Here is a 21,034-nt window from a genome sequence, read left to right as displayed (position 1 = left end):
ATTCTTGGGATTGCCGTTCCATTTAAAGTTTCATAGCGGTTCCTTTAGATTTAAGCGCATGACTTGGTGGCAAAGACTTAAAAAGAATCCCCTTGCCCGCTTTGGCATTTTAACGCTGCTGGTTTTTTACATTGCAGTGATTGGGGCTGACTTTTTTGCACCTTACGATCCCTACGCTTCGCAACTGGAAGGGTCGCTGTTGCCGCCCACTCATATTTACTGGACTGCGGAGCGGGGCCTAGGACCGCATGTTTACCCTACAACGCAAGGTCCTGTGGATGTCAATACGGGCAGGCGTTCGATCGCGGAAGATCGAACGCGTCCTTCTCCGGTCAGGCTGTTTGTCAAGGGGACTGCGTACAATTTTTTGCAGCTTCAGCTCCCGCTTCCAACCCAATGGTCGCTGTCGGACCCCAAAATCGACCAGGTCGTGGTGTTTCCCGGTTTTAAGGGCGATCGCCACCTGTTTGGCACTCTTGGTTCCGGCAAACTCAATTTACTCGGCACTGACGAGCAAGCCCGCGATCAGTTCAGTCGATTGCTATACGGCGGTCGGGTCAGCCTCAGCATCGGGTTATTGGGCGTCGCCATTTCTTTCCCTTTAGGGATGCTGATAGGCGGCATTTCGGGATATTTCGGCGGTGTCGTCGATAGCGTTTTGATGCGCGGGGTGGAGGTCTTGATGACCATCCCCTCTATTTACTTAATTGTGGCCCTAGCGAAGGTGTTGCCCGAAACGCTCAGCAGCAGCGATCGCTTTATCTTGATCGTCCTCATTACTTCCTTGGTGAGCTGGACGAGCCTAGCCCGCGTCATCCGAGGCGAAGTTCTGTCTCTAAAGCAGCGGGAATTCGTTCAGGCTGCTAGAGCCGTGGGAGGGCAGCCGCTGTATATCATCGCGCGCCACATTTTGCCCCAGACCGCGACTTTTGTCATTATTTCAGCCACGCTTTCCATTCCAAGCTTTATTGGGGCGGAGTCAGTGCTCAGTTTGATTGGATTGGGCATTCAGCAACCCGATCCGTCCTGGGGGAATTTGCTCTCTCTGGCCACCAATGCTTCGATTTTGGTATTTCAACCCTGGCTGCTGTGGCCGCCTGCTATTTTAATCGTGCTGACGGTGCTGTCCTTTAACCTATTGGGCGATGCCCTCAGAGATGCCCTAGATCCTCGGAGCGTGCGGCGCTAATATCACTGCCGAAAATGGGATGCAGTCGAATTCTGCGTCAGACGCGATCGTCGAGCCTTCAGGCTGCTCGGTGTTGGGTTTCAACAATTGCCGTTTGCATGCAATAGTTCTTAGTACAGGACAAAAGGTTGCAAAAGGATACCAGGAAAGGGTTTCATGAGAATCACCACATTCAATTCATGAAACCTAGTCATGTTCTAAATCTGTGGAATTGGAAGATAATAGTCAGAAAATCTGAGAGGTTGTTTTAAAAGCTTCGTTCGTCCCTGCATTAGCCCCCCCCGCCCCCCAATGCTGGGGGGAGAACGCAGAAAACTAGGGTCATTTCCGACAACTAGGTTTATTTCCCCCCAGCATTGGGGGGTTAGGGGGGCGAGTGTAATGTCTAAGAAACTTTTCAAACTGCCTCTGAGGTCATCAATCCCAAGGGTGGTAGAACCTGTGCTCTGTCCAACTTGCCATTTCCAAATCAGTTGTAATGCATGATGTTGTGATTGGATTATTCATTAATCGCTTTGAGTTTGGTTGTGAGATTTAATTCTAATCCAACAGATCTAGAGCATGAGCTGAGAATTTTCCGATCCGGTCAGTTGAGGTAGTGCTGAATTTCTAGTTTTCTGGCCCTAGCGAGGGTTGACTCCTATCCCTTCTGTAATTTGTTCCGTCGGGTGCAGAATCACCTGTTCTCCTTTGGTTAATCCCTGCTTAATTTGAGCCGCGCGATCGCTCCGTTGTCCAATCTCCACCCTGTGCTGCACCGCTTTTCCTGCTCTCACGCCAAACACGCACCATTGTTGCTCGCACCGGAATAAGGCGCTTAAAGGGATTTTCAAAGCGCGATCGGTTTGCCAGACCACCGTGCGCGTTTCGACCCGGTAGGCATCACCTAAGAATGCAGGTGGATCGATGAATTCGCCAATCACGTTAACGCGCTGCTCTTCCACCCCAAGGGCAGAAATTTTTGTGAAGGCCGAGGGTTCGATGCGTTTGACTTTGGCTTGGAGGGGTTTGTTTTCTATGCCTCGATCGACGAAGATGCGATCGCCGGGACGAATCCGTTCGGCATCGGTAGACAGCACATCGATAATCAGTTCCAACTGTTTGGGATTGCCCAATTCCAGGAGGGGCGTCCCCGCCGTCGTAAATTGCGAACTTTTTTGATGAATGCGTAAGATCCGACCGCTGGCAGGCGATCGAATGTCGGTGCGACCTGCTTCATCTCTGAGTTTTTGGAGGGAGGCTTCTACACTTGCAATCCGGGCATCGTAGACCTTAAGCAAGTAGTCCGGATCCGTTCTTTCTTGCTGCAAGATGTTCAGGGCGGCCCGCGCAACGTCTACCTCGGCGGCGGCGGTTTTTTCGGCTAGGATGGCGGTTTCTAATTCCTTGGCACGGGTAGTTTCGGTCAATTCAGCCGTTTCGCGGTTTTGGCGGGGGATGGCTCCGGCTTGCGCGAGTTCCTGGGCGCGTTGGCGATCTCGTTTAGCCTGTGCCAGCATGGCTTGGGCTTGGGCGACTCTGGCTATGGCCTGTCGTTGACTTTCTTGGGCTGCCTGGATTCGCAGTTGCGCTTGTTCTAGGCTAGCGGCCTTAGGGCGCTGTGTGGCGACCCCTGCCCGTTGCGCGCGCCATTCGGCCATTTGACTTAACGCTTCGTTGACCGCACTACTCATGGCGATGGGGTCAATCCGAGCGACCACTGTCCCCGCTTGAACCCAATCTCCTTCATCCCACCGCAGGCGATCGAGGTAGCCATTGATGGGAGCGGCAATGGTGAAGCGATCGCGGATGCGGGTTTTGCCCTCCGCATTCACCGTCACCTGAAGTTCTCCTTGCTCGACGGTTGCTGTGTCTACTGGAATCGGAATCGGACGAAATACCCAGATTAATCCAGCGCAGATACTTGCTCCCAGTAGGGTATAGAAAACGGGCTTCCAGGGGAATTTTCGAGGCGGACGGGGCTCCGGCGCTTCCGGTGGCGGAGAGGGTTGACCGTCGCGAGAGGGTTTAGGGAGGAGATGGGAGAGATGGGGAAGCAGTTTAACCATGACTTACTCTCTTGTTTTCAAGACAGCAACCAAGTCAAGTCGATTTAGGTTTCGCCGAATCATCGCACCTGAAATCATTGCGGCGAGGAGCACTACAACGACGGCAAAGCCATAACTGGCACTCCTGACGACCAAGGGCAATCGGTAGAGTTCGGTATCCAGCAGTTTGGAGAGTAAGGCCGCAATTCCGTACCCCATGGCGCAGCCCACGGGGATTGCCGCTAGGGTCAGCGCTGCCTGTTCTCCTAATAAAATCATCGCAATTTGGGGCCGAGAAAAGCCGATAATGCGCAGGGTGGCCAGCTCTCGACTGCGTTCCGACAGGGAAATCCGGGCAGAGTTGTAAACCACGCCAAAGGCAATAATGCAGGCAAAGATGACCTGGATGCTCGTAACCACGCCCTGACTTTCGGCAATGGTCTTCTGGAACTGGGCGATCGCTGCTTTTCGCAAGGCGACACTTGCCACTGCTGGAGTTTGTTTGAGTTGTTTGTACAGCGGATCGAGCTGTAACTCATCGACCGCCAAAAATGCGCCTGAGATGGTTTCGCCTTCCTGCATTAAACGATTGAGGGCTTGAATATCCATGTAGGCTGAGAGTCCGACTAACTCATCCACCAATCCGGCAACTGGAATTTTCAATAACGGCCTTTTACCTTCCAAGACGTCAACGGTCAGGGTTTGTTCAGGCTGAATCTTCAAGATTTCCGCTAGTTTGGTCGAGAGCAAGATCCCATCCAACGGGAGATCTACGGGCTGTAACTGGCGATCGACCAGATGACGCAATTCCCCACCGGGATTCAATCCGAGGATGCCGACTTTATGGCTGCGATGACCGAATCGCAATTGGGCCGCAACTGCCCGAAAGGGTTCGGCGTACAATACGCCGGGAAGTTGGGCAACTTCGTAGCGGGTGCGGGCGGGACGCGGTTCGATAAACGTCACCATGGCATCGTCCCGTTGGATGGTGTTAAACTGCACGTCAATCAGATATTGCGTCACATCCTGGGAGTAGCGTCCTGAGACCAGCAACGCTACCGCCAGGGCAATCCCAATAATCGAGAAAATAGATTGCAGGGGTTTGCGCTCCAGATTGCGCAGAATAATCCGCCCTACGGGGGATAAAAACACTTGTAATCCCAGGCGTTCCATCAAGGTTCTGCGAAACTGAGTCGGCGGTTCTGGACGCATGGCTTCGGCGGGGGGCATGGTCACAGCCCGTCGGACGGCTCCGAAGGCTCCCAGTAAGGCTGCGCTCAGACTAATAGCAATCGCCCCCACAATGGTAGCGGAACCAACTTGATAGCGCAGGATGGGGAAGTGGTAGAACTGACCGTAGAGCTGGGTGAGGGAGTTTCCCAACCACAATCCGAACCCCGTCCCGATCGCTGCCCCTAGCAAGACAATCGCCAAAACAAACTTCAGAAAATGCCGACCGATCGCCCAGTTGCTATAGCCAAAGGCTTTCAGGACAGCAATCTGATCCCGCTGGGTACTAATCAGGCGGGTAAGGACAATATAGCCCTACGAGGTCGTCTAAGGACGTATCTTAGGAGAAAATGCAAAGCCAGGAGCACTAATGCCATCCCCTTACAGTGAAGATTTTCGTCAAAAAGTGATCGCTGCGGTGGAGCGAGGAGAAGGGAAAACAAAAGTCGCTCGGATGATGAACATCAGTCGAAATACCCTGGACCAATGGCTTAAACGAAAACAAGAAGTGGGTCACTGTCACGCCATTACCCATTATCAACAAGGCTGCTGCCATAAAATCACAGACTGGGAACGGTTTCGTGAATTTGCAAAACAGCATGGAGAGAAGACCCAAGCGCAAATGGCAAAGCTCTGGGGAGACAACGTGAGTCAGCAAAACATCAGTGATGCCCTTCGAAAGATTGGATTGAGTCGAAAAAAAAGACTTACGGGTACCGAGAACGCGATGAACTTCAGCGAGACGCCTTTAAGGAGCGATTAAAGACCACACTGCCTCAACAGCTCGTCTATGTCGATGAAGCAGGAACAGATAATCGAGAAGACTACGCTTATGGGTATTGTGAGGTAGGAGCACGTTTCCATGCACTTAAATCAGGCAAGCGCACCGAACGCGTCAGTTGGATTGCTGCACTGCGACAAAAAGATATCTTTGCACCAATGACTTTTGATGGAACCTGCAATCGAGACTTATTTGAGATGTGGCTAGAGGATTGTTTGCTCCCACAATTGAACCAAGGGGATATCATCATCATTGATAATGCAAGCTTCCATTCCTCTCAAGCGATTGATGATATGGTGGCAGCCGCAGGATGCGAGATCTGGTATCTACCTGCCTATTCCCCAGACTTGAACAAGATTGAGAATTGGTGGTTTGTACTCAAAAACTGGATGAAGCAACGATGGGATGAATTTGACTGCTTTCGCGATTGTGTCGATGCCGCTTTTAAGAACTGTCCTAACGTATTTGCGTAGGGCTATATGCAGCAAAAAAGCCCCAATTCCTAGGAAAATGGCGGGGATAATCTTAGCATGACCTTGGAGCTGGACAATTTCATCGGAGAGAAAACGGTTGGAAATCTGATCCTCCCGTGCGATCGCGCCAACCCCGCCGTAAGGCTTCAGCAATCGATCGAGCCGGAAAATCACTTCTGCGGGGTTAGTTTTAGGTAGTAGGGTCAGAGAGACATCGTTAAATGCTCCGTCCATATTTAACGCATTGCCCAGGGCTTCTCTGCCCATCCAGAACACCCCGAACCGTTGATTGTCCGGGAAAACATCCCCGCCTCGGATTTCGTAAACATACTCCGGCGAGAGGGCAAATCCGACAATCCGCAACCGCTGCCAGCGTCCGTTGATTACCGCGCCCACGGTATCTTCCAACCGCAGGCGATTGGCTTGGGCAAAGGCTTCGCTGACTAAAACTTCATCGCGCCGATTCGCCTCGATGTAGCGTCCCTGCCGAATATAGAGGTCATTCAGCATCGGGGCTTGCTGTTCTGGAATCGAAATCAGCCGCCCGATCGCAGGCTCCGATCGCCCCTGCACATCCAGGGTCACGTCCATCTGCACCCGAGTTTGAGCCTGCGCTACGCCGGGAATCGCTTGAATCTGTTCGGCGATCGTTTCAGGTGCGCGTTTAAGGGAGGCAAAGACTTGGGCAAACCGATATTGGTTGTAATAATTGGCCTGGGAGAGTTTCAGAGATTCATAATTGCTCTGCATCGCCACAAACATGGCAATCCCGCAGGCTACGATGAGGGCGATCGCCAGAATCTGTCCCCACAGTCGCAGGAGGTCTCGCCATAGTTTTTTGTCGAGCGATCGCATGGCTACAGGTCGAATTGGGATGGAGCCGAAGCTGTTTCTATCTCAATCGATCGTAGACAGCGACTTTGAGGAAGCTGTGAGGTTTAGGGACGTTATTCCGAATCTTCTGTGATGCTTTCTAGGAATGCGATCGCCATTTTGCCCCACAGATTCTCTTCGGTAAAGTGTTCGCCCATTTTGAAAGTTGCTTTTTTACCGCCGTTCCAGAGGCGTTTGAGGTTTAGAAAGTTTTTCCAACGTTGGGGGTGAGTTTTTTTAATTTCTAGGAATTCGGCGTCGATAATGGGTTGAAGGGCTGCTTCGGGAGTTTGGGCAGGATATTTTTGCTGGAGGTCGTTGAAGAATTGCTTGTAGTCGTTTAGGAGAGCGTCAAAGTTTTGATCTGAGACGTTGATGATTTGGTTGCCTTCGATGTTGCCTGCTGCACCGTAGACTGGGGCGTTGAAGGTCATTTGAACTGTAGGCTGGGCTAAAGGTTTCTCTGATATAGAGCTTGAGGGGACACAGAGGGATGTAATGGCTTCGATTGCTGCACTACGGACACGAGGATCTGGGTCTGTAGTGGCGGCTTTTGCGAGAGATTCAGGGTTGTAAGAATAGTAGCAACACAGGATAACGAGACTTTGAATCGCAGTTATTCGGACTGTCGGTTCGGGATCGGTGCGGAGAATGCTTTCAAAGAGTGCAATGTTTTTCTCACGCAAGTTCACGGCAACGCTCTCCCAATGCGTTAATCGCTTGGATGCGAATGTTGGGGTCGGGGTCTTGAAGTTTTTGCAGAATGGGGATTAATTCTGGATCGTCAGTTGGGAAATCCTGGAGATAGTTTTTGATGCCAAATTGCGGGGTGGGCAAAGGTTTCTCTGGCAGATATAAGGTCATGACATCGGTTTGGATTTCATCAATCTCAATCCGATCGATGATTTTCTGGCGCAGTAGTGAGTCCGCTATTTGACGGGTTAATGGGGTTGCTGTTGCTTGGATTCGATCTAGTCCGGTTTGATTGGCTTCGTAAATTCGGTTGCACATCTGGGCGAGGGGGATATCTTGGTCCAAATGTCCTTCTGTGGGGGTTGGTGAGTTTTGGGTTTGCGGATGGGTGTTGTGGGGTTGGACGAGGCGCTGAATGGCAAGTTTTTCTAGGGTTGTGTTTTGTTTCTGCGCTTCGGCTTGAAGCTGCTGGACGACATCGTCTGATAGTTCGAGGGTGATTAAGGTGGTCATTGGGTTTATTCCTGATTTGGTGGGTTGGATAGTTTGGTCTCCTTGGCTGGTTTCGGCTGCTCTGTAAACTGGGCCGTCGAATATCATTGTGACATTTTCAGGTCAATATGATGCTGGGGTTGAGGCTGAGTTATTTGACGTTGCTGGAGTTTTCAACAGATTAGGGGAGTGATCGCCAATTTTTATCGATTAGAATACTGGCATTAGGGCTTTTGAGCTTGACAGCAGAAGGTTGATTGATCAATCGTTTAGACCAATTCACAAGGATATTTCTAAAGAAGAGTACATTTCGATAGATGGCTTTGATGCCAAATCTGCAACAGATCGCGCTTTAAGACAAGCAGTGCTGGCAATTCTGTATCAATATCATGCTCGCCATCCTGAACGATTCAACTGCTTTGATGTAACCCCTAAATTTATTGGTGAGTGCTTAGGAATTTCCATTCCAGATGTTGTCCGAGTTGTAGCTCCTATGGAAGAAGAAGGAGAAGTTACAACCAAGCGCTATGCTCAAGATATTCACTTTCGCTATGTAACAATTCGCAGCAAAGGTATTTGGATGATTGATGATGAGCCACTTTTTGAACGATTAAATACTGCACAGGTTAGAACTGAAATGACCTTCAATGCCCCTGTCTCTGGCGTTGCGGCAAATGTTGAGAATCAAAAAATTATTGAGCATAAACAATCTGAATAGTCTGAATACTATCGATTTCAGTATCTATACCTTACTAAGCTCAATGATTCTTCGTCTACGATAGGCGATCGCCCCTCCAAAACTCATCAGCAGACCCATCGACCATTCACCACTCCAATTCCGCCGGAGTCAATTTGCGACGATTTTGCTCCACCCGCACAATTTCGCCGCTGCGCATCGTCACCACCCGATCCGCCATCCCCGCGATCGCAGCATTATGGGTGATCACTGCCGTCATGGTTCCCAACTCCCGATTGACCTGTGCGAGAGCTTCTAATACCAGTTTCCCGGTCGAGTAGTCCAAAGCGCCCGTTGGTTCATCGCAGAGCAATACTTCTGGACGCTTCGCAATGGCACGCGCGATCGCCACCCGTTGCTGTTCGCCGCCGGAAAGTTGGGACGGGAAATGGTCGAGGCGATCGCCCAGTCCAACGAGTTCTAGAGCGGCTTCAGGACGTATCGGGCGGCGCACGATCTCCGTCACCAACGCCACATTTTCTTTTGCCGTCAGGCTTGGGATCAAATTGTAAAACTGAAAGATAAATCCTATACGATCTCGCCGAAAACGGGTTAACTCCGCATCCCCTGCAAACGTCAGTTCGCGACCCCGAAAGAACACCTGTCCAGCCGAAGGAATATCCAATCCACCTAAAATATTCAGCAGGGTCGATTTTCCGCTGCCGGAAGGCCCCAGCAACACCACCAATTCCTTTTCATACAGTTCTAAATCCACAGAACTGAGCGCGCGAACCTCTACTTCGCCCATCCGATAAACCTTAGAAACATTGCGGACGCAAAAGACCGTTCCAGGCGGTGTTTCTGGTGTTAAAAATGGTTGTGCCGTCGACGAACTGACCCTATCCATAGGACTCTTTTGCTATTATGCCGAAGACTCCATGCACTTTTGCGTCTTCATTTTCGATTCAGCGAAATGGAACAACCTTGCCTGGAAATTGTTCCACAGGTTCCTCCACGAACTGTTTGGTACATTTATGGCACAATAAGTTCCTAAATGCTCTGGCTTTAAGCTACAGCCTAACTCTGAGGAACCTGTGAGGAAGCATCATCAACAGTGATCTTTGCAAAACATGCGAACTACTTCGGCAACCGCCGAATCGTCCCATAACTCCCATTTCCGCCCTCTCGCTAAATTAACTCCGACAATAAGCAATCGTTACCCCAGTTCCACCATCGCTCTGCTCCGCAAATTCAAACCGCTCCACTCTGGGATGGCTCGTCAGAAACGCCTGCACCCCCTGCCGTAACTTGCCCGTCCCATGTCCGTGAATAATCCAGAGCGGGCCTTGAGTACTGGCGATCGCATTTTCCAAAATCCCTTCTGCATCTGCCACCCGCTGTCCGCGAATATCCACGGTATTTTGCGACGTGCGGATCTGCACGGGGGGCGGCTCTGGCGCAGGCGGCGGCGCGGGCTTGACCTTGGCAATCGGCTCCGCCTTCTCGCCCGATAGAGACTCTACTTCCGCCAACTGCACCGTCAGTTTCATCAGGCCCATGCGCACCGTCAGTTCCCCCTCTTCCGTCACAGGGCTAATTGCTTCCGCCGTACTGCCTAGCTTGGGAATCCGCAGGCGATCGCCCACCTTCGGCATATACCCTTTGGGGTCAACTGCCTTTTTGGCCGCGCTTGGTAGCGCCTGTTGCGCAATTCCTTCCAAACTTTGCGTACTTTGCTGCGCAGCCTGAGCCGTCTGCGGGCCGCGCTGAAGGGTGCGAATCACCTGGGCGATTTCTGCCTTGGCAGACTGGATTGCGGCCTGAACTTCTCGTTCCTGCTGCTGCTTGAGATCGCGCTCGCGGGCCTTTAACTCTGCGGTTTTGCGCTCCAGTTCTCGATGCAGCGACTCCGCATGCTTGAGTAAATGACCGGCAGCCTTGTTTTTATCTTCCTGAGTGCGGCGCTGTTGTTCTAAGTCTGCAATAACCTCGTTGAGATCGCTGTTGTCATGGTGAATCGAAGCTCGGGCCTGTTCCACGATCTCAGCCCGCAACCCCAACCGCTGGGCGATCGCCAAGGCATTGGAGCGTCCCGGTATGCCCCACAGCAGCCGATAGGTGGGTGCTAGCGTCTCGTCGTTAAACTCCACGGAAGCATTTTCAAAACGGGGGTCTTGGTACTTGAGGGTTTTGAGTTCGCCGAAGTGGGTAGTGGCAATGGTGAGTTGGGCGCGGTCCGCTAAGTAGCGAAGGAGGGCGATCGCCAAGGCAGTGCCTTCGGAGGGGTCGGTTCCGGCGCCCACTTCATCCAACAGCACGAGGGAACTGGGCGTGAGAGTTTCCACCATTGCTTGAATGCGGCGGATATGGCCCGAAAAGGTAGACAGGTTTTGTTGGAGGGACTGTTCGTCTCCGATATCGGCCAATACTCGATCGAACCAGGGAAGTTCGACGGGTTCTTTGGCAGGGACGAACAGTCCTGCCTTAGCCATCAGGATCGCCAAACCCAGATTTTTGAGCGTGACTGTTTTTCCGCCAGTATTGGGACCTGTAATGGCAACGACAGTCGTTTCGGGCCGAATCGTCACGTCAATGGGCACCACCTCCGCACCCTGCTCGTGCTTTTGCTGCCACAGCAGCAGCGGGTGGTACAGCTGTCGGAGATGGATGGCTTGACGCGTGCGATCGACGAAGATTGGCGGGTTGCCGTTAATCCAAAGGCTATAGCGGGCGCGGGCGACGGCTAAGTCGAGCTGAGTCACGATGTCCAGCAACAACTCTAACTCTGGCAAAACTGCTGCCACCTTCTCCGTCAGTGCCTGTCGGATGCGTTCCGACTCGACTTGTTCTTGACGGGCGAGCTGACGCAGTTGGTTATTGAGATTGACTGTGGACTGCGGTTCGACGTACAAAGTCACGCCGCTGGCAGAAGAATCGTGGACGATTCCAGGGATAGCATCTTTCTGCGCCGCCTTAACGGGCAGTACAAAACGATCGGAGCGCTGGGTAATCAAGAGTTCCTGAAGGGCGCCTGCCTTGCGCTGCAAAATGCTTTGGAGGATTTGTTGCACCTGCTGGCGGCTCTTCCGCAGGCGATCGCGGATTTCGGCAATCTTTTCGCTAGCGCGGTCTTCTACGTCGCCTTGGTCGTCAATGCAGCGATGAATTTCTTGCTCTAGCTCGGGAAAGGTTCGCAGCTCAGACACGAGGGCGTTAATGGTCTCTAAGTCAGGAAAGCGGTCTACGACCCGTCGAAGCTGACGGGCTGCCGCGAGGGTAGTGGCAATATCGAGCAGTTCCATGCCGCTTAAGATGCCGTGCCGTCCCGCTCGTTCCAAGGACGCGCTAATATCCCGAACGCCATCGAAACTCAAGCTCCCCGTGCGAGACTCTAGCTCCACCATTTCTTGGGTTTGTTGGAGGAGGCGTTGGCTGTCTGCCATTTCCAGCGGCGGTGCTAGCTGCTGGACGACCAAACTTCCCAGCTTAGTGGCCGCAAAGGTAGATACGTGATACGTCAGTCGAGACCATTCTAGTAGCTCAAGGGTTTTTGCGGGCATTACAACAGCGTCTCAGGGCTTGAAGGCACAAACAGTTCTCCTCAAATCCTAACAATCTCTGAGACTCCTGACCGCCCTTCTGCAAATGGGTTACGGAGTCGCACGCTCTTTGACCCATTGACGAAATTTCTTGACTAATCGGGCTTCTCCCATCGTAATTGACTGCAAACCTCAAAACAATTATTGCCACTCTTCCAGCGCCGTTACCCAATATTGCAGCAGGGCCGTTACCTGCGATCGCCGCGCCTCAAACGTCATCGCAATCCAAATAATCAGAAGCCCTGGAATAAAAGCCAGAATCCAGAGCGTTTGGGATTCGCGAGCCACAAACAACCAGATCAGCCGCAACACCTTGAAGACAAACGTCAGCGTGCCCACGTAGAGAAAAGCACGCACCCGCAGGACTAACCCCAATAGCACCAGCCCCAAGCTAAAGCCAATCGTCAGAACCCCAGACCAGAAATAAACATCCGACTCGTACAACGCCGTCACGCTGACCAATCCGACGGCAAAGCAGCGCAAAAGATGTCGAACGTCTCGTCGGCTTGTTGCCTGAAAGGCAGGGTCGATTTGGGCAACAAACAACAGCGATAGGCCCACTAAGCCCACCGTCCAGACCGGGGACGTTAAGTGAAGTTCTCCCAACAATTTAAGTGCAGCCCAGTTGGCGGCTGGTAGACCGAGATAGCTGAGTCGCGCGATCTGGGTGGCGAATGCAATCCAACCGTAAAAGCCGCCGATCGAGAGCAGGCTGCTGGTATTAATTTGGAACGCGCTCGTCAGGGCGACTGCGGCAGGAAGGGCGATCGCCACGCGAGTAAATGGCGGTTGCGCCCAGCCCCAGCGCTGCCACGGCAAACTGTAGATGCCGAGCGCGACCGCACTGGCGATCGCCCCCGCCCACGGCAGCACTTGCGCCGATGGCAAACAATCGTAGAGCGTCTGACCCAGAGCCATCAGCACCTGAACGAGACCTGCATAAATCCAGATGGGTTGCTGCCTCCCCTGCCAAAGCGCGTATCCGCCCAAGAGCAGCAACTCTGCCCCCCAAAGCCGTTCCCCCATCCCGCTCAACTCCGGCAGGGCGATGGTGGCCAGGAAAGTCCCCACACCCCAATGAACGTGGGCCAAAATTGCGAGTCCGCCGGGCGGCAGGTTGAGCAACCGCTCCCCCCATCGATGGCTGACGCGGTAAACCAAAGCGAGTCCCAGCGCCACAGCGCTCAAAACGACCAAGCCATCTCCAGGCTGTCCTCCCCGAGCCTGGAGGAGCGGATATAAGACGAGTTCGAAGGCGCCCAGCGAAACGCCCAACACGCCCAAAATCGTAACGGGCAGCAGCGGTGGCTGTCGGCGACCCACGCCCAGCCCGATCGCTGCCAGCGCCAGGGTGTAAAAACCTGTCTCCGCCGTCCAAGCGGTATGGCCCAAAAGCCATCCCACAACGCCGTAACCCAAGGGAATTAAATTCCAACTCCAACGGTAAGATTGCCCCGCGCGCCGGACCCAGAACTCTCCGAGCAATACGCTCAGCAAACCCAAGGCCAGCGTGGCGATCGCCACGCTGTAGAACGGCAACTGCAAGTAATATTTCAGAACGCTGAGTAAAAGCACTTCCGCCGTCCAGGCAATCCCCACCCACCAACCCTGAGCGGGTGCCTGCGCGTAGCGATAAATGGAAGCGGCTGTCATCAGCCCGCCCGAGAGCGGATAGGCCCAGAGTTGAGGTGCAATCCACAGGCTCGAACCTGGCGTCACCCAAAGACTGAGGGCCGCGAGAGGAAAGCTAATCCAGACGGTGAGGGCGATCGCCCAACCGTCCAGCGCCAGTTGAAACGGCAGGCTGAAACTCCAGCGTCCGTAGGATAGCCCGTGACGGAGGGCGATCGCGCTCCACAACAACCCCACCGAGAGCAACATCCAGTTTTGGAACGTATGGGGCAATACTTCCCAGCCCACCGCGTAGCCGAACGTCAGACCAAAGCCCACGCTCAGCGCCGCGAATAAAGGATTGGGCATGCGGGCCGTATGAATGGCTGTAAGGACAATCCCCAAAGCTAGTCCGACCAAGCGCGGTACGAGCGTCTCAAAGGTCAGAAGTTGAACGGCGATCGTGCTGATAGCGCCGAGGCCGATGGCTTGACGGGGCCACCCGAACTGAGGAAAAAAGGTCAGCGCGGTCAAAGCAGTGGGAATCGCCAATGCTGCGCTGCCCCACAGGCCAGGTGCTGGCTCGACGGATACGATCGCCAGCACGTAACCCAACCCAGCCAAACCGAGTCCGACAAACCAGGCACTCCGCTGCCAAAGCGGCTGTCGGGCGAGGGCCAGCAGTGCGATCCATTCCAAGATCGCCCCCGCCACTGCGGCTGTGCCCCACTGGTACATCGCGAGCTGGGGCGCGATATTATCGAGCGTCGAGAAAACGGCTGCAACCCCTAACAAATGGTTGACGTAGACCAAAACCTCGCGAACGGGCTGTCGGCGTACCGTCGCGCCCAAGGTCAACAGCGCCAGCCAGAGGGAGAGCGATCGCAAGGTGGGATTCAAGGCACTCAATCCGACCAGGCAAACGCCCAGCACCCAACTCAGCCCGTAAGCTACCCGCACGAGGTGCGGCTGTCGAGCGCGGCGCAGAGCAGCAGCGAGCCTCAAAAATCCCCAGAGATAGGGAAACAGACCCACGCCCCAAAGCGCTGCCGGAAGCCCCTGAGGTCCGACCCATTTCGTACAGACTGCCACAAACGCCTCCCGCAGCACGAGAGGATTCAGCCCCACCAGGCTGTGCAGGCCCAACAACCCTACGACAAAAATGCCGATCAGATCCCCAGGGTTGCGATGGAGCAGGAGGCGATCGCCCAGCAGCCACAGCCCCAACCCGCAGACCAGCAGCGCCTGCCAAGGCACCGCCGCCCCAACGCAGACCAGCCATCCAATCGCCAGTAACCCCAGTCCGATCGAGGCCCAAATCCGTTGAGATGGCTGGAATCGGGTCTGTCGGCACAGCAGCCAACCGCAGAGGCCAAAGGCCAACCCCAATTGTGCGAGCGGGACCTTCGCGATCGCGAAAGCTCGAAACAGCAGCAGCAATACGGCAAAGGGCAACGCGATATTGGCGGCAGAAATTCTGCTCCACCCAGCCGTTTGCGAATCTTCGGTCGGCTCTGCCCGCTGCTGTCCCAAGAGCACCGCTGCCGTCCCCACGCAGCCGATATAGGTTGCAACGACCGGAACGGCCTCCCAACCCCAGCCCCAATGCAGCCAGCTCAATCCGAGGACGTTAGCGGCAATCCAACGTGGATGGAGGCGTCGCGGCATGAGAAGCAGGACTGCTGCGGATAGCACCACAGCGGCGATCGCCGCGACTGCGATTCCTCCAGGATCGTGCAGCAATCGAAACCCGTCCATCATCCAGAAATTGACCGGAATGAGGAGTAAGCTCGCGACTTGCAGCATTCGGGCCGTGATTTGAAGCTGGGGTTTTGTCGCAGTCCACACGCTGGATCCGGCAAACGCCAAGGTGTAGGTCAAGAGAATTCCGTACTGTCCTGCTGGCGAGAGGTTGTTCCACTGGTTTGCTGCCAGGACTGCTGAGGATGCCACGACCAGAAATACGCCTAAGCACAGCAGCCAAATAACGCTGACTTCGTTGATGAGGCTCTGCAAAAATTGGCTGACCCAGCCTTGAGATTTGGGGATTGGAGGAGGGGCGGAGGCTTGAGGGGCGGCGATCGCCACTTGCCGCTCGGCGATCGCCGCTGGGGTTGTCGCTGCATCGGCGATCGCGGGCCGACTGGCGGGGGTGGATGGGGCAGTTTTCCGTTCTGAGAGGACGCAAGTGAGATAGCGTTGGCAAAGAACCTGCACTTCTCGATCCGAGATCAGCCCCAAATTGAGCCAGTTGTCTAACCCCTCCAAGAGGGCGGGATGGCTCGCCAGCAACCGCAGCTGGACCGGGATATAGCGTTCGGGTTCGGGATAGGTCATGCAACACCGACCTCAAAGCAGAATTATCCTTTAGACTACTGTGCGGTCGCGGTTGGGTTGGCGGCTGATATGCCAATTTTTAAAGCGTTAGGAACGAGAGAATACGCTAGCAATGCAGACATAATGGGTCTTCTGCTTGGGTTCGGACGCGCGATCGCGACTCTTTCCTCCAGATGAACCTCAGATAAGTACCGTTAATCTCTGTAAATTAGGTCTTATAGCAAACAGTGCTACTTCTCCCCATCCGCTATGATTTTGAGGAACTTCTTTCGAGGTTCTTATAAAATTTGCTCGTTATCGTTTATTTGCTGAGATTAAGATTGCATTTAACCCAATTTAGGACGGTAGGATAAATGCGTTAAGCAGTTTGCTTTTTTAGGGGGGAGATCGTATGACTCGAACGCCCATTCATTTTAATGCTGGGGAAGCTAAGACAGATCTATACGCAGATCGCGATAACGTGATTGCCTTAAATCTCAGCCAATGTTTGGACCCAAACTGCCTGGCTTCTAATCCAGGGCACCTAGACGAATGTCAGCGCTGCGGGTCGGACCTGCGGTTGGCGGGACGGTACCGAGCCGTTCAGTCCATTGGAGTGGGGGGCTTTGCTTCGACCTTTAAGGCCGTTGACGAGCACCGCTTGGGAACCCCTTGCGTCATCAAGCAATTTTTACCCCAGCAGCAAGATAACCCTACTTATCAAAAAGCAGTCGACCTCTTTACCCAAGAAGCCTTCCTGCTGAAGGACTTGGGCAATCACCCTCAAATCCCGGAGCTGAAAGCTTTTTTAGAACAGGACGGTCGCCTCTATATCGTCCAACAATACATTGAAGGGCGCAGCCTCCGGCGAGAATTCGAGCAGCGGGGATGCTTCGACGAAGCCGAAATCATCCAAATGCTCAAGTCGCTGCTACCAGTGCTGCAATTCATCCACGACCAGCGCGTCATTCACCGCGACATCAAACCGAGCAACATCATCCGCAAAGTGGATGGAACGCTCGTGCTGATTGATTTTGGGAGTTCTCATCAGTCCTATACCCGCCTCTTCGATCGCCGCACGCCCAAAACGGCAACCCCAGGCTACGCTCCGCCAGAGCAAATGAAAGGACAGGTCTACCCCAACAGCGACTTGTTCAGTCTGGGGTTGACGTGCCTGCGGCTGTTGACTGGGAGCTTTCCCGACGAGTATGGAGCGGACCCGCTCCTCAACGATCGGGGGGAGTGGTGTCTGGACAATGCCATTCAGGGGCTGAGCGATGGGTTAGCGGTAGTCTTTGAGAACCTGCTCCAGACCGATGCGAGCCATCGCTATGCTTCGGCCCAAGCTGCGTTAGAAGATTTGGCCGCCGCTGCTGAAATTTGTCGCGTGCCGCTTGCCGGACGCGCAGGCCCTCCTGTCGAAGACTGGATGCCAGATTACACGCACTTGCAAACTTTGCTGGCGGCCCGACAGTATCGGGAGGCCGATGGTGAAACCTGGCGGCTGTTGCTTCAATTGACCCACCGCATCGCCCAGGGCTGTCTCAACCTCGACGCTCTCGAGACGCTGCCCTGCTCCGTCTTGGATGCATTAGATCGACTGTGGCAGACCCACAGCCAGGGACGCTTCGGCCTGCGCGTGCAGCAACAGCTCTATCGCGAACTGGGCGGCACCGCCGAGTTTGACTTTCCCCTATGGCAAACCTTTGCCAATCGCGTCGGCTGGTGCGAGGACCGCCGCTGGCTGAACTATGCCGAACTCACCTTTACCGATCGAGCGCCATTGGGACATTTGCCGACTTGCTGCATCCATGCGTTGAATCGCCAGGGGGTAGAGCAGGACGTTCGCGGATGGTGGCGTTTGGGATTTGTCACTTTAATGGAGCGCCTCAAAGCCTGCTCCCGTTTGAGCGATTTTCAGTCTTAAGGGACAGACTGGCGCTACAGTGGATAAAAATTAAGGCTTTATGCGATCGATTCAAATGTGCCAAGTGGTTTAGTCCGCACGGTCGATAGCATTCTGTCCGAGTCTATTGAAATCAGGCGATCGCCATGAATCAGCCCTCTGCTCCAGATCCTCGGACGACCCGATCCTCCATCCCGCCCTTGGAGCCATCTTCCAACGGGACACCAGCATTCAACGAGCTGTTGCAAAAAATGAATGACAACCCCCAACCCCCCAACCCTTCGGACACAGCCCGTCGTCTAGAGGAAACCTCAGAGGCTCGGGATTTAAGCCCGCGCGATCGGCCCGTGCGACAGGCAGCGGGCTGGAGCTTCTCCACCCAAGTCGCGTTGGGCGCTGCTGCCGCGACGGCCTTGCCGCTGCTGGTTTTGGGCGGTATTCTCTACGGGAGCGGTCAGTCTTTTCAGGATCGCGCCGCTCGAGGAACCCTTCCCGTCAAAGAGATTCAGCGCAACAGCACGGCCCTGGGTCTGAGTGCAATGGGGCTGGCCGTTGCGACCGGGGCGATCGCAACCTTCCTCGCCAGCCGCGCCACCCGTCAGATCGAGGCCGCCGCCACCGCCTCTAACGCTCTCATCAACCGCCTGCGCCGAGAAGACCTTTCCCTCCAAGATCGGGCGGGTGCTAAAAACGAGCTGGAAACCCTGAACGCCAATTTGAAATTACTGGACGAACAGCTTCCCCAACTGCTTTCGAGCCAAGAAGCGGAAGCAGAACGGCTCAAAATCTTAATGGAGATAACCCGAAGCCTGCGAGAAGCGCGTTCTGAAGAAGAGGTGTTGCGGGTCGCGGTCGAAGAAATTCGCAACGTGTTTCGGACCGATCGAGTCGCCTTCTTCCGGTTCGACTCCGCTGAAGATGGGACGATCGTCGAAGAATCGGTCGCGCCGGGATGGCCCAAAATGCTGTGGGCGACCCTAGCCGATCCTTGCCTGGCCGACTACCTGGAGCAATACCGCAAGGGCCGGGTCCGATCCATTGACGATATCCACAACGCCGGACTGAACGATTGCCACATCGGTCTGCTCGATCGCTTTGCCGTCAAAGCCAACTTAATTGCCCCCATTATTAAGGACGATCGGTTGTTCGGGCTGCTCATTGCCAACCAATGTTCTGGGCCTCGGTTTTGGCAGGCGGTCGAGATCGATCTGTTTGCCCAAATAGCATCGCAAGTGGGAGTTGCCCTAGACTACGCGCGACTGCTGGGAGACCTCGATCGGCGCGCGACGCAATCGCAGCTCTCGATCGATGTCACGCGACGGATTCGCACCTCCCTCAACCTCGACGACGTTCTGAACGCGACCGTCAGCGAAGTGCGCAAAGCCATCAACGCCGATCGCGTCATCGTCTACAGCTTTGACGCGCAGTGGTACGGCACTGTCATTGCAGAGGCGGTTCTGCCGGGATACCCCAAGGCATTGTGGGCCAAAATCAAAGACCCCTGCTTTGCAGAGGGCTATGTCGATCGGTATCGAGATGGGCGAGTGCAGGCGACCCCAAATATATTCGACGCGGGCTTGACCCAATGCCATCTCAAACAGCTCGAACCCTTTGCCGTCAAGGCCAACCTCGTCGCCCCCATTCTTAAGGACGAGCAACTCTTCGGGCTGCTGATCGCCCACCAATGTTCCGCGCCGCGCGATTGGTTGCCTGCCGAAGTGGATTGGTTTTCCCAAATTGCCATGCAGGTGGGATTTGCTATCGACCACGCGCGGCTGTTGGAGCAGGTCAGCATCGAAAGCGTTCAATCCAAGGCTCTAGCTGACATCACGCGCCAAATCCGCACCTCTTTGGTTGAAGAGGACGTCGTTAAAACCGCAGTGACAGAAGTGCGTCGGGTGCTTCTGGCCGATCGCGTCATCGTGTATAGCTTTGACGAAGAGTGGTACGGCACTGTCGTGGCGGAGGCGGTCGTGCCGGGGTACCCCAAGGCATTGTGGGCCAAAATCAAAGACCCCTGCTTTGCGGAGGGCTATGTCGACCAGTATCGCGATGGGCGGGTGCGGGCGACTGCCAATATTGAGACGGAGGGGTTAACGCGCTGTCATCTCAGTCAACTCGAACCGTTTGGCGTCAAAGCCAACCTCGTCGCGCCGATTCTCAAGGACGAGCAGCTCTTCGGGCTGCTGATCGCCCATCAGTGCTCTGGACCGCGAGATTGGCAGCCCTCTGAAATCGATTTGTTCTCTCAGATCGCGGTGCAGGTCGGCTTTGCCCTCGAACACGCCCGCCTTTTAGACCAAGTGGAGCGAGCTTATCAAACTGCCGAAACCGCCTCCGAAGAACAGCGCCACCAGCGCGCGGCCCTTCAACATCAGGTTTCGGACTGGCTCGAGCACAGCGACCCCGTCGTAAAGGAGCTGTCGGCTCAAATGCTCCAGCAGATGGAAAGCGTGACGGCGCTCTACCAGCACGTCAAGCTGATGATGACCGAAACCCAAACCTTACAGTCCTCCCTGGCCCAGCAAGACGCTCGCGGAGATCGCACCCAAGACATGCTCCAGCAAGGGCATCGTCTGGTCGAAACCCTGGAGCTGCATTTATCCGCAACGCAGGACAGCTTAAACGCGACAACGCAAAAAGTTCGGCAGCTCAGCGACCCAGCCCAGAAGCTCTCGGAGGCGACGCAATTCATCCATCAGATCGCGTCTCAGATGAAGCTTCAGGCCATGAATGCGGCTCTAGAAGCAACCCGCATGGGAGATTCTGCCCAGGACTTTGCCAACATCGGCGAGAAGGTGCTGGATTTAGCCCGTCAGTTGGATACCAAAACGGCTGACTTGACGACTGTTTTGGGGACGCTCCAAACGCATCTCTCTGGGACGGTGGATGCCGTGCAGCAAGAAGCACAGCAAATCCAGCCCGGCTTGCAGCTGCTGGAGCAAACCAAGCAAACTTTCGAGCAGGTCATTGCGGCCCACGATCGCATTCAGACTTTGCTCGCGTCCGTCCGTCAATCGACGCAACGCCAATCCGAGTCGTCCGCAGCAGCCAATCAGGTGGTTTTGGCCGTGGCTTCCCGGGCCAACCAAGCGTCCGAACAGGCGATCGCTCTTTCCAGCACTTTAGATCGGCTTTCGTCCCTATCCGACGGCGAGAATGCTTGAG

At 54.5% G+C, this 21,034-nt stretch carries 12 protein-coding genes and 1 pseudogene; 5 read left to right on the top strand and 8 right to left on the bottom strand.

The window, feature by feature from the left end; genetic code table 11:
• The first annotated feature begins 58 nt into the window (after window positions 1–58).
• Window positions 59–1,189: an ABC transporter permease gene (locus tag R6H26_RS19235; protein ID WP_404784706.1), complete on the top strand. Its 1,131-nt coding sequence runs from the start codon at window positions 59–61 to the stop codon at window positions 1,187–1,189.
• A gap of 623 nt (window positions 1,190–1,812) precedes the next feature.
• Here R6H26_RS19235 and R6H26_RS19230 read toward each other — a convergent pair.
• Window positions 1,813–3,237: an efflux RND transporter periplasmic adaptor subunit gene (locus tag R6H26_RS19230; protein WP_404784704.1), complete on the bottom strand. Its 1,425-nt coding sequence runs from the start codon at window positions 3,235–3,237 to the stop codon at window positions 1,813–1,815.
• 3 nt (window positions 3,238–3,240) lie between these two features.
• On the bottom strand, window positions 3,241–4,755 hold the full coding sequence (locus R6H26_RS19225; protein WP_404791377.1) for an ABC transporter permease: 1,515 nt from the start codon (window positions 4,753–4,755) through the stop codon (window positions 3,241–3,243).
• Window positions 4,756–4,816: 61 nt separating this feature from the next.
• Here R6H26_RS19225 and R6H26_RS19220 point away from each other — a divergent pair.
• Window positions 4,817–5,700 (top strand): IS630 family transposase gene (locus R6H26_RS19220; RefSeq protein WP_404783577.1). Its coding sequence is split into 2 segments (ribosomal slippage): window positions 4,817–5,143 and window positions 5,146–5,700, totalling 882 coding nucleotides; the frame shifts between segments, so codons are not numbered across the junction.
• A 345-nt stretch (window positions 5,701–6,045) separates the two neighbouring features.
• Here R6H26_RS19220 and R6H26_RS19215 read toward each other — a convergent pair.
• The 3 genes and pseudogenes from R6H26_RS19215 to R6H26_RS19205 all read right to left on the bottom strand — a co-directional run.
• Window positions 6,046–6,555, bottom strand: a pseudogene (locus tag R6H26_RS19215) (ABC transporter permease); the annotation flags it as partial.
• Between the two features lie 92 nt (window positions 6,556–6,647).
• Complete coding sequence (locus tag R6H26_RS19210; protein WP_404784702.1) at window positions 6,648–7,265, bottom strand: HEAT repeat domain-containing protein; 618 nt, start codon at window positions 7,263–7,265, stop codon at window positions 6,648–6,650.
• Window positions 7,252–7,779, bottom strand: coding sequence for a HEAT repeat domain-containing protein (locus R6H26_RS19205; RefSeq protein WP_404784701.1), 528 nt, complete (start codon window positions 7,777–7,779; stop codon window positions 7,252–7,254). The genes R6H26_RS19210 and R6H26_RS19205 overlap by 14 nt, the downstream gene beginning before the upstream one ends.
• A 232-nt stretch (window positions 7,780–8,011) precedes the next feature.
• On the opposite strand from R6H26_RS19205, the gene R6H26_RS19200 reads away from it, so the two are divergent.
• Window positions 8,012–8,476, top strand: a complete 465-nt coding sequence (locus tag R6H26_RS19200) for a hypothetical protein (RefSeq protein WP_404784699.1) — start codon at window positions 8,012–8,014, stop codon at window positions 8,474–8,476.
• A gap of 106 nt (window positions 8,477–8,582) precedes the next feature.
• On the opposite strand, the gene R6H26_RS19195 is transcribed toward R6H26_RS19200, so the two are convergent.
• The 3 genes from R6H26_RS19195 to R6H26_RS19185 form a co-directional block, all read right to left on the bottom strand.
• Window positions 8,583–9,341: an ABC transporter ATP-binding protein gene (locus R6H26_RS19195; protein ID WP_404784698.1), complete on the bottom strand. Its 759-nt coding sequence runs from the start codon at window positions 9,339–9,341 to the stop codon at window positions 8,583–8,585.
• A gap of 286 nt (window positions 9,342–9,627) precedes the next feature.
• Entirely contained in the window at window positions 9,628–11,994 is a 2,367-nt protein-coding gene (locus R6H26_RS19190; protein WP_404784696.1) for an endonuclease MutS2, read from the bottom strand.
• 180 nt (window positions 11,995–12,174) lie between these two features.
• Window positions 12,175–15,981 (bottom strand): hypothetical protein, encoded by a 3,807-nt coding sequence (locus R6H26_RS19185; RefSeq protein WP_404784694.1) that lies wholly within the window; start codon window positions 15,979–15,981, stop codon window positions 12,175–12,177.
• Between the two features lie 391 nt (window positions 15,982–16,372).
• Between R6H26_RS19185 and R6H26_RS19180 the strand changes: the two genes are divergently transcribed.
• Complete coding sequence (locus R6H26_RS19180; RefSeq protein WP_404784693.1) at window positions 16,373–17,887, top strand: GUN4 domain-containing protein; 1,515 nt, start codon at window positions 16,373–16,375, stop codon at window positions 17,885–17,887.
• A gap of 125 nt (window positions 17,888–18,012) precedes the next feature.
• Entirely contained in the window at window positions 18,013–21,033 is a 3,021-nt protein-coding gene (locus R6H26_RS19175; RefSeq protein ID WP_404784691.1) for a GAF domain-containing protein, read from the top strand.
• Window position 21,034 lies beyond the last annotated feature (1 nt).

Source organism: Altericista sp. CCNU0014, from assembly GCF_044923475.1.
Taxonomy (GTDB): Bacteria; Cyanobacteriota; Cyanobacteriia; order Thermosynechococcales; family Thermosynechococcaceae; genus JAAURS01.
Note: the sequence above shows the minus strand (reverse complement) of the source record. Positions and strands in the feature narration are given on the sequence as shown.

Coding starts and splice junctions, on each gene's coding strand:
- R6H26_RS19235 (WP_404784706.1), top strand. CDS start 59: ATGACTTGGTGGCAAAGACTTAAAAAGAATCCCCTTGCCCGCTTTGGC.
- R6H26_RS19230 (WP_404784704.1), bottom strand. CDS start 3,237: ATGGTTAAACTGCTTCCCCATCTCTCCCATCTCCTCCCTAAACCCTCT.
- R6H26_RS19205 (WP_404784701.1), bottom strand. CDS start 7,779: ATGACCACCTTAATCACCCTCGAACTATCAGACGATGTCGTCCAGCAG.
- R6H26_RS19195 (WP_404784698.1), bottom strand. CDS start 9,341: ATGGATAGGGTCAGTTCGTCGACGGCACAACCATTTTTAACACCAGAA.
- R6H26_RS19190 (WP_404784696.1), bottom strand. CDS start 11,994: ATGCCCGCAAAAACCCTTGAGCTACTAGAATGGTCTCGACTGACGTAT.
- R6H26_RS19185 (WP_404784694.1), bottom strand. CDS start 15,981: ATGACCTATCCCGAACCCGAACGCTATATCCCGGTCCAGCTGCGGTTG.
- R6H26_RS19180 (WP_404784693.1), top strand. CDS start 16,373: ATGACTCGAACGCCCATTCATTTTAATGCTGGGGAAGCTAAGACAGAT.
- R6H26_RS19175 (WP_404784691.1), top strand. CDS start 18,013: ATGAATCAGCCCTCTGCTCCAGATCCTCGGACGACCCGATCCTCCATC.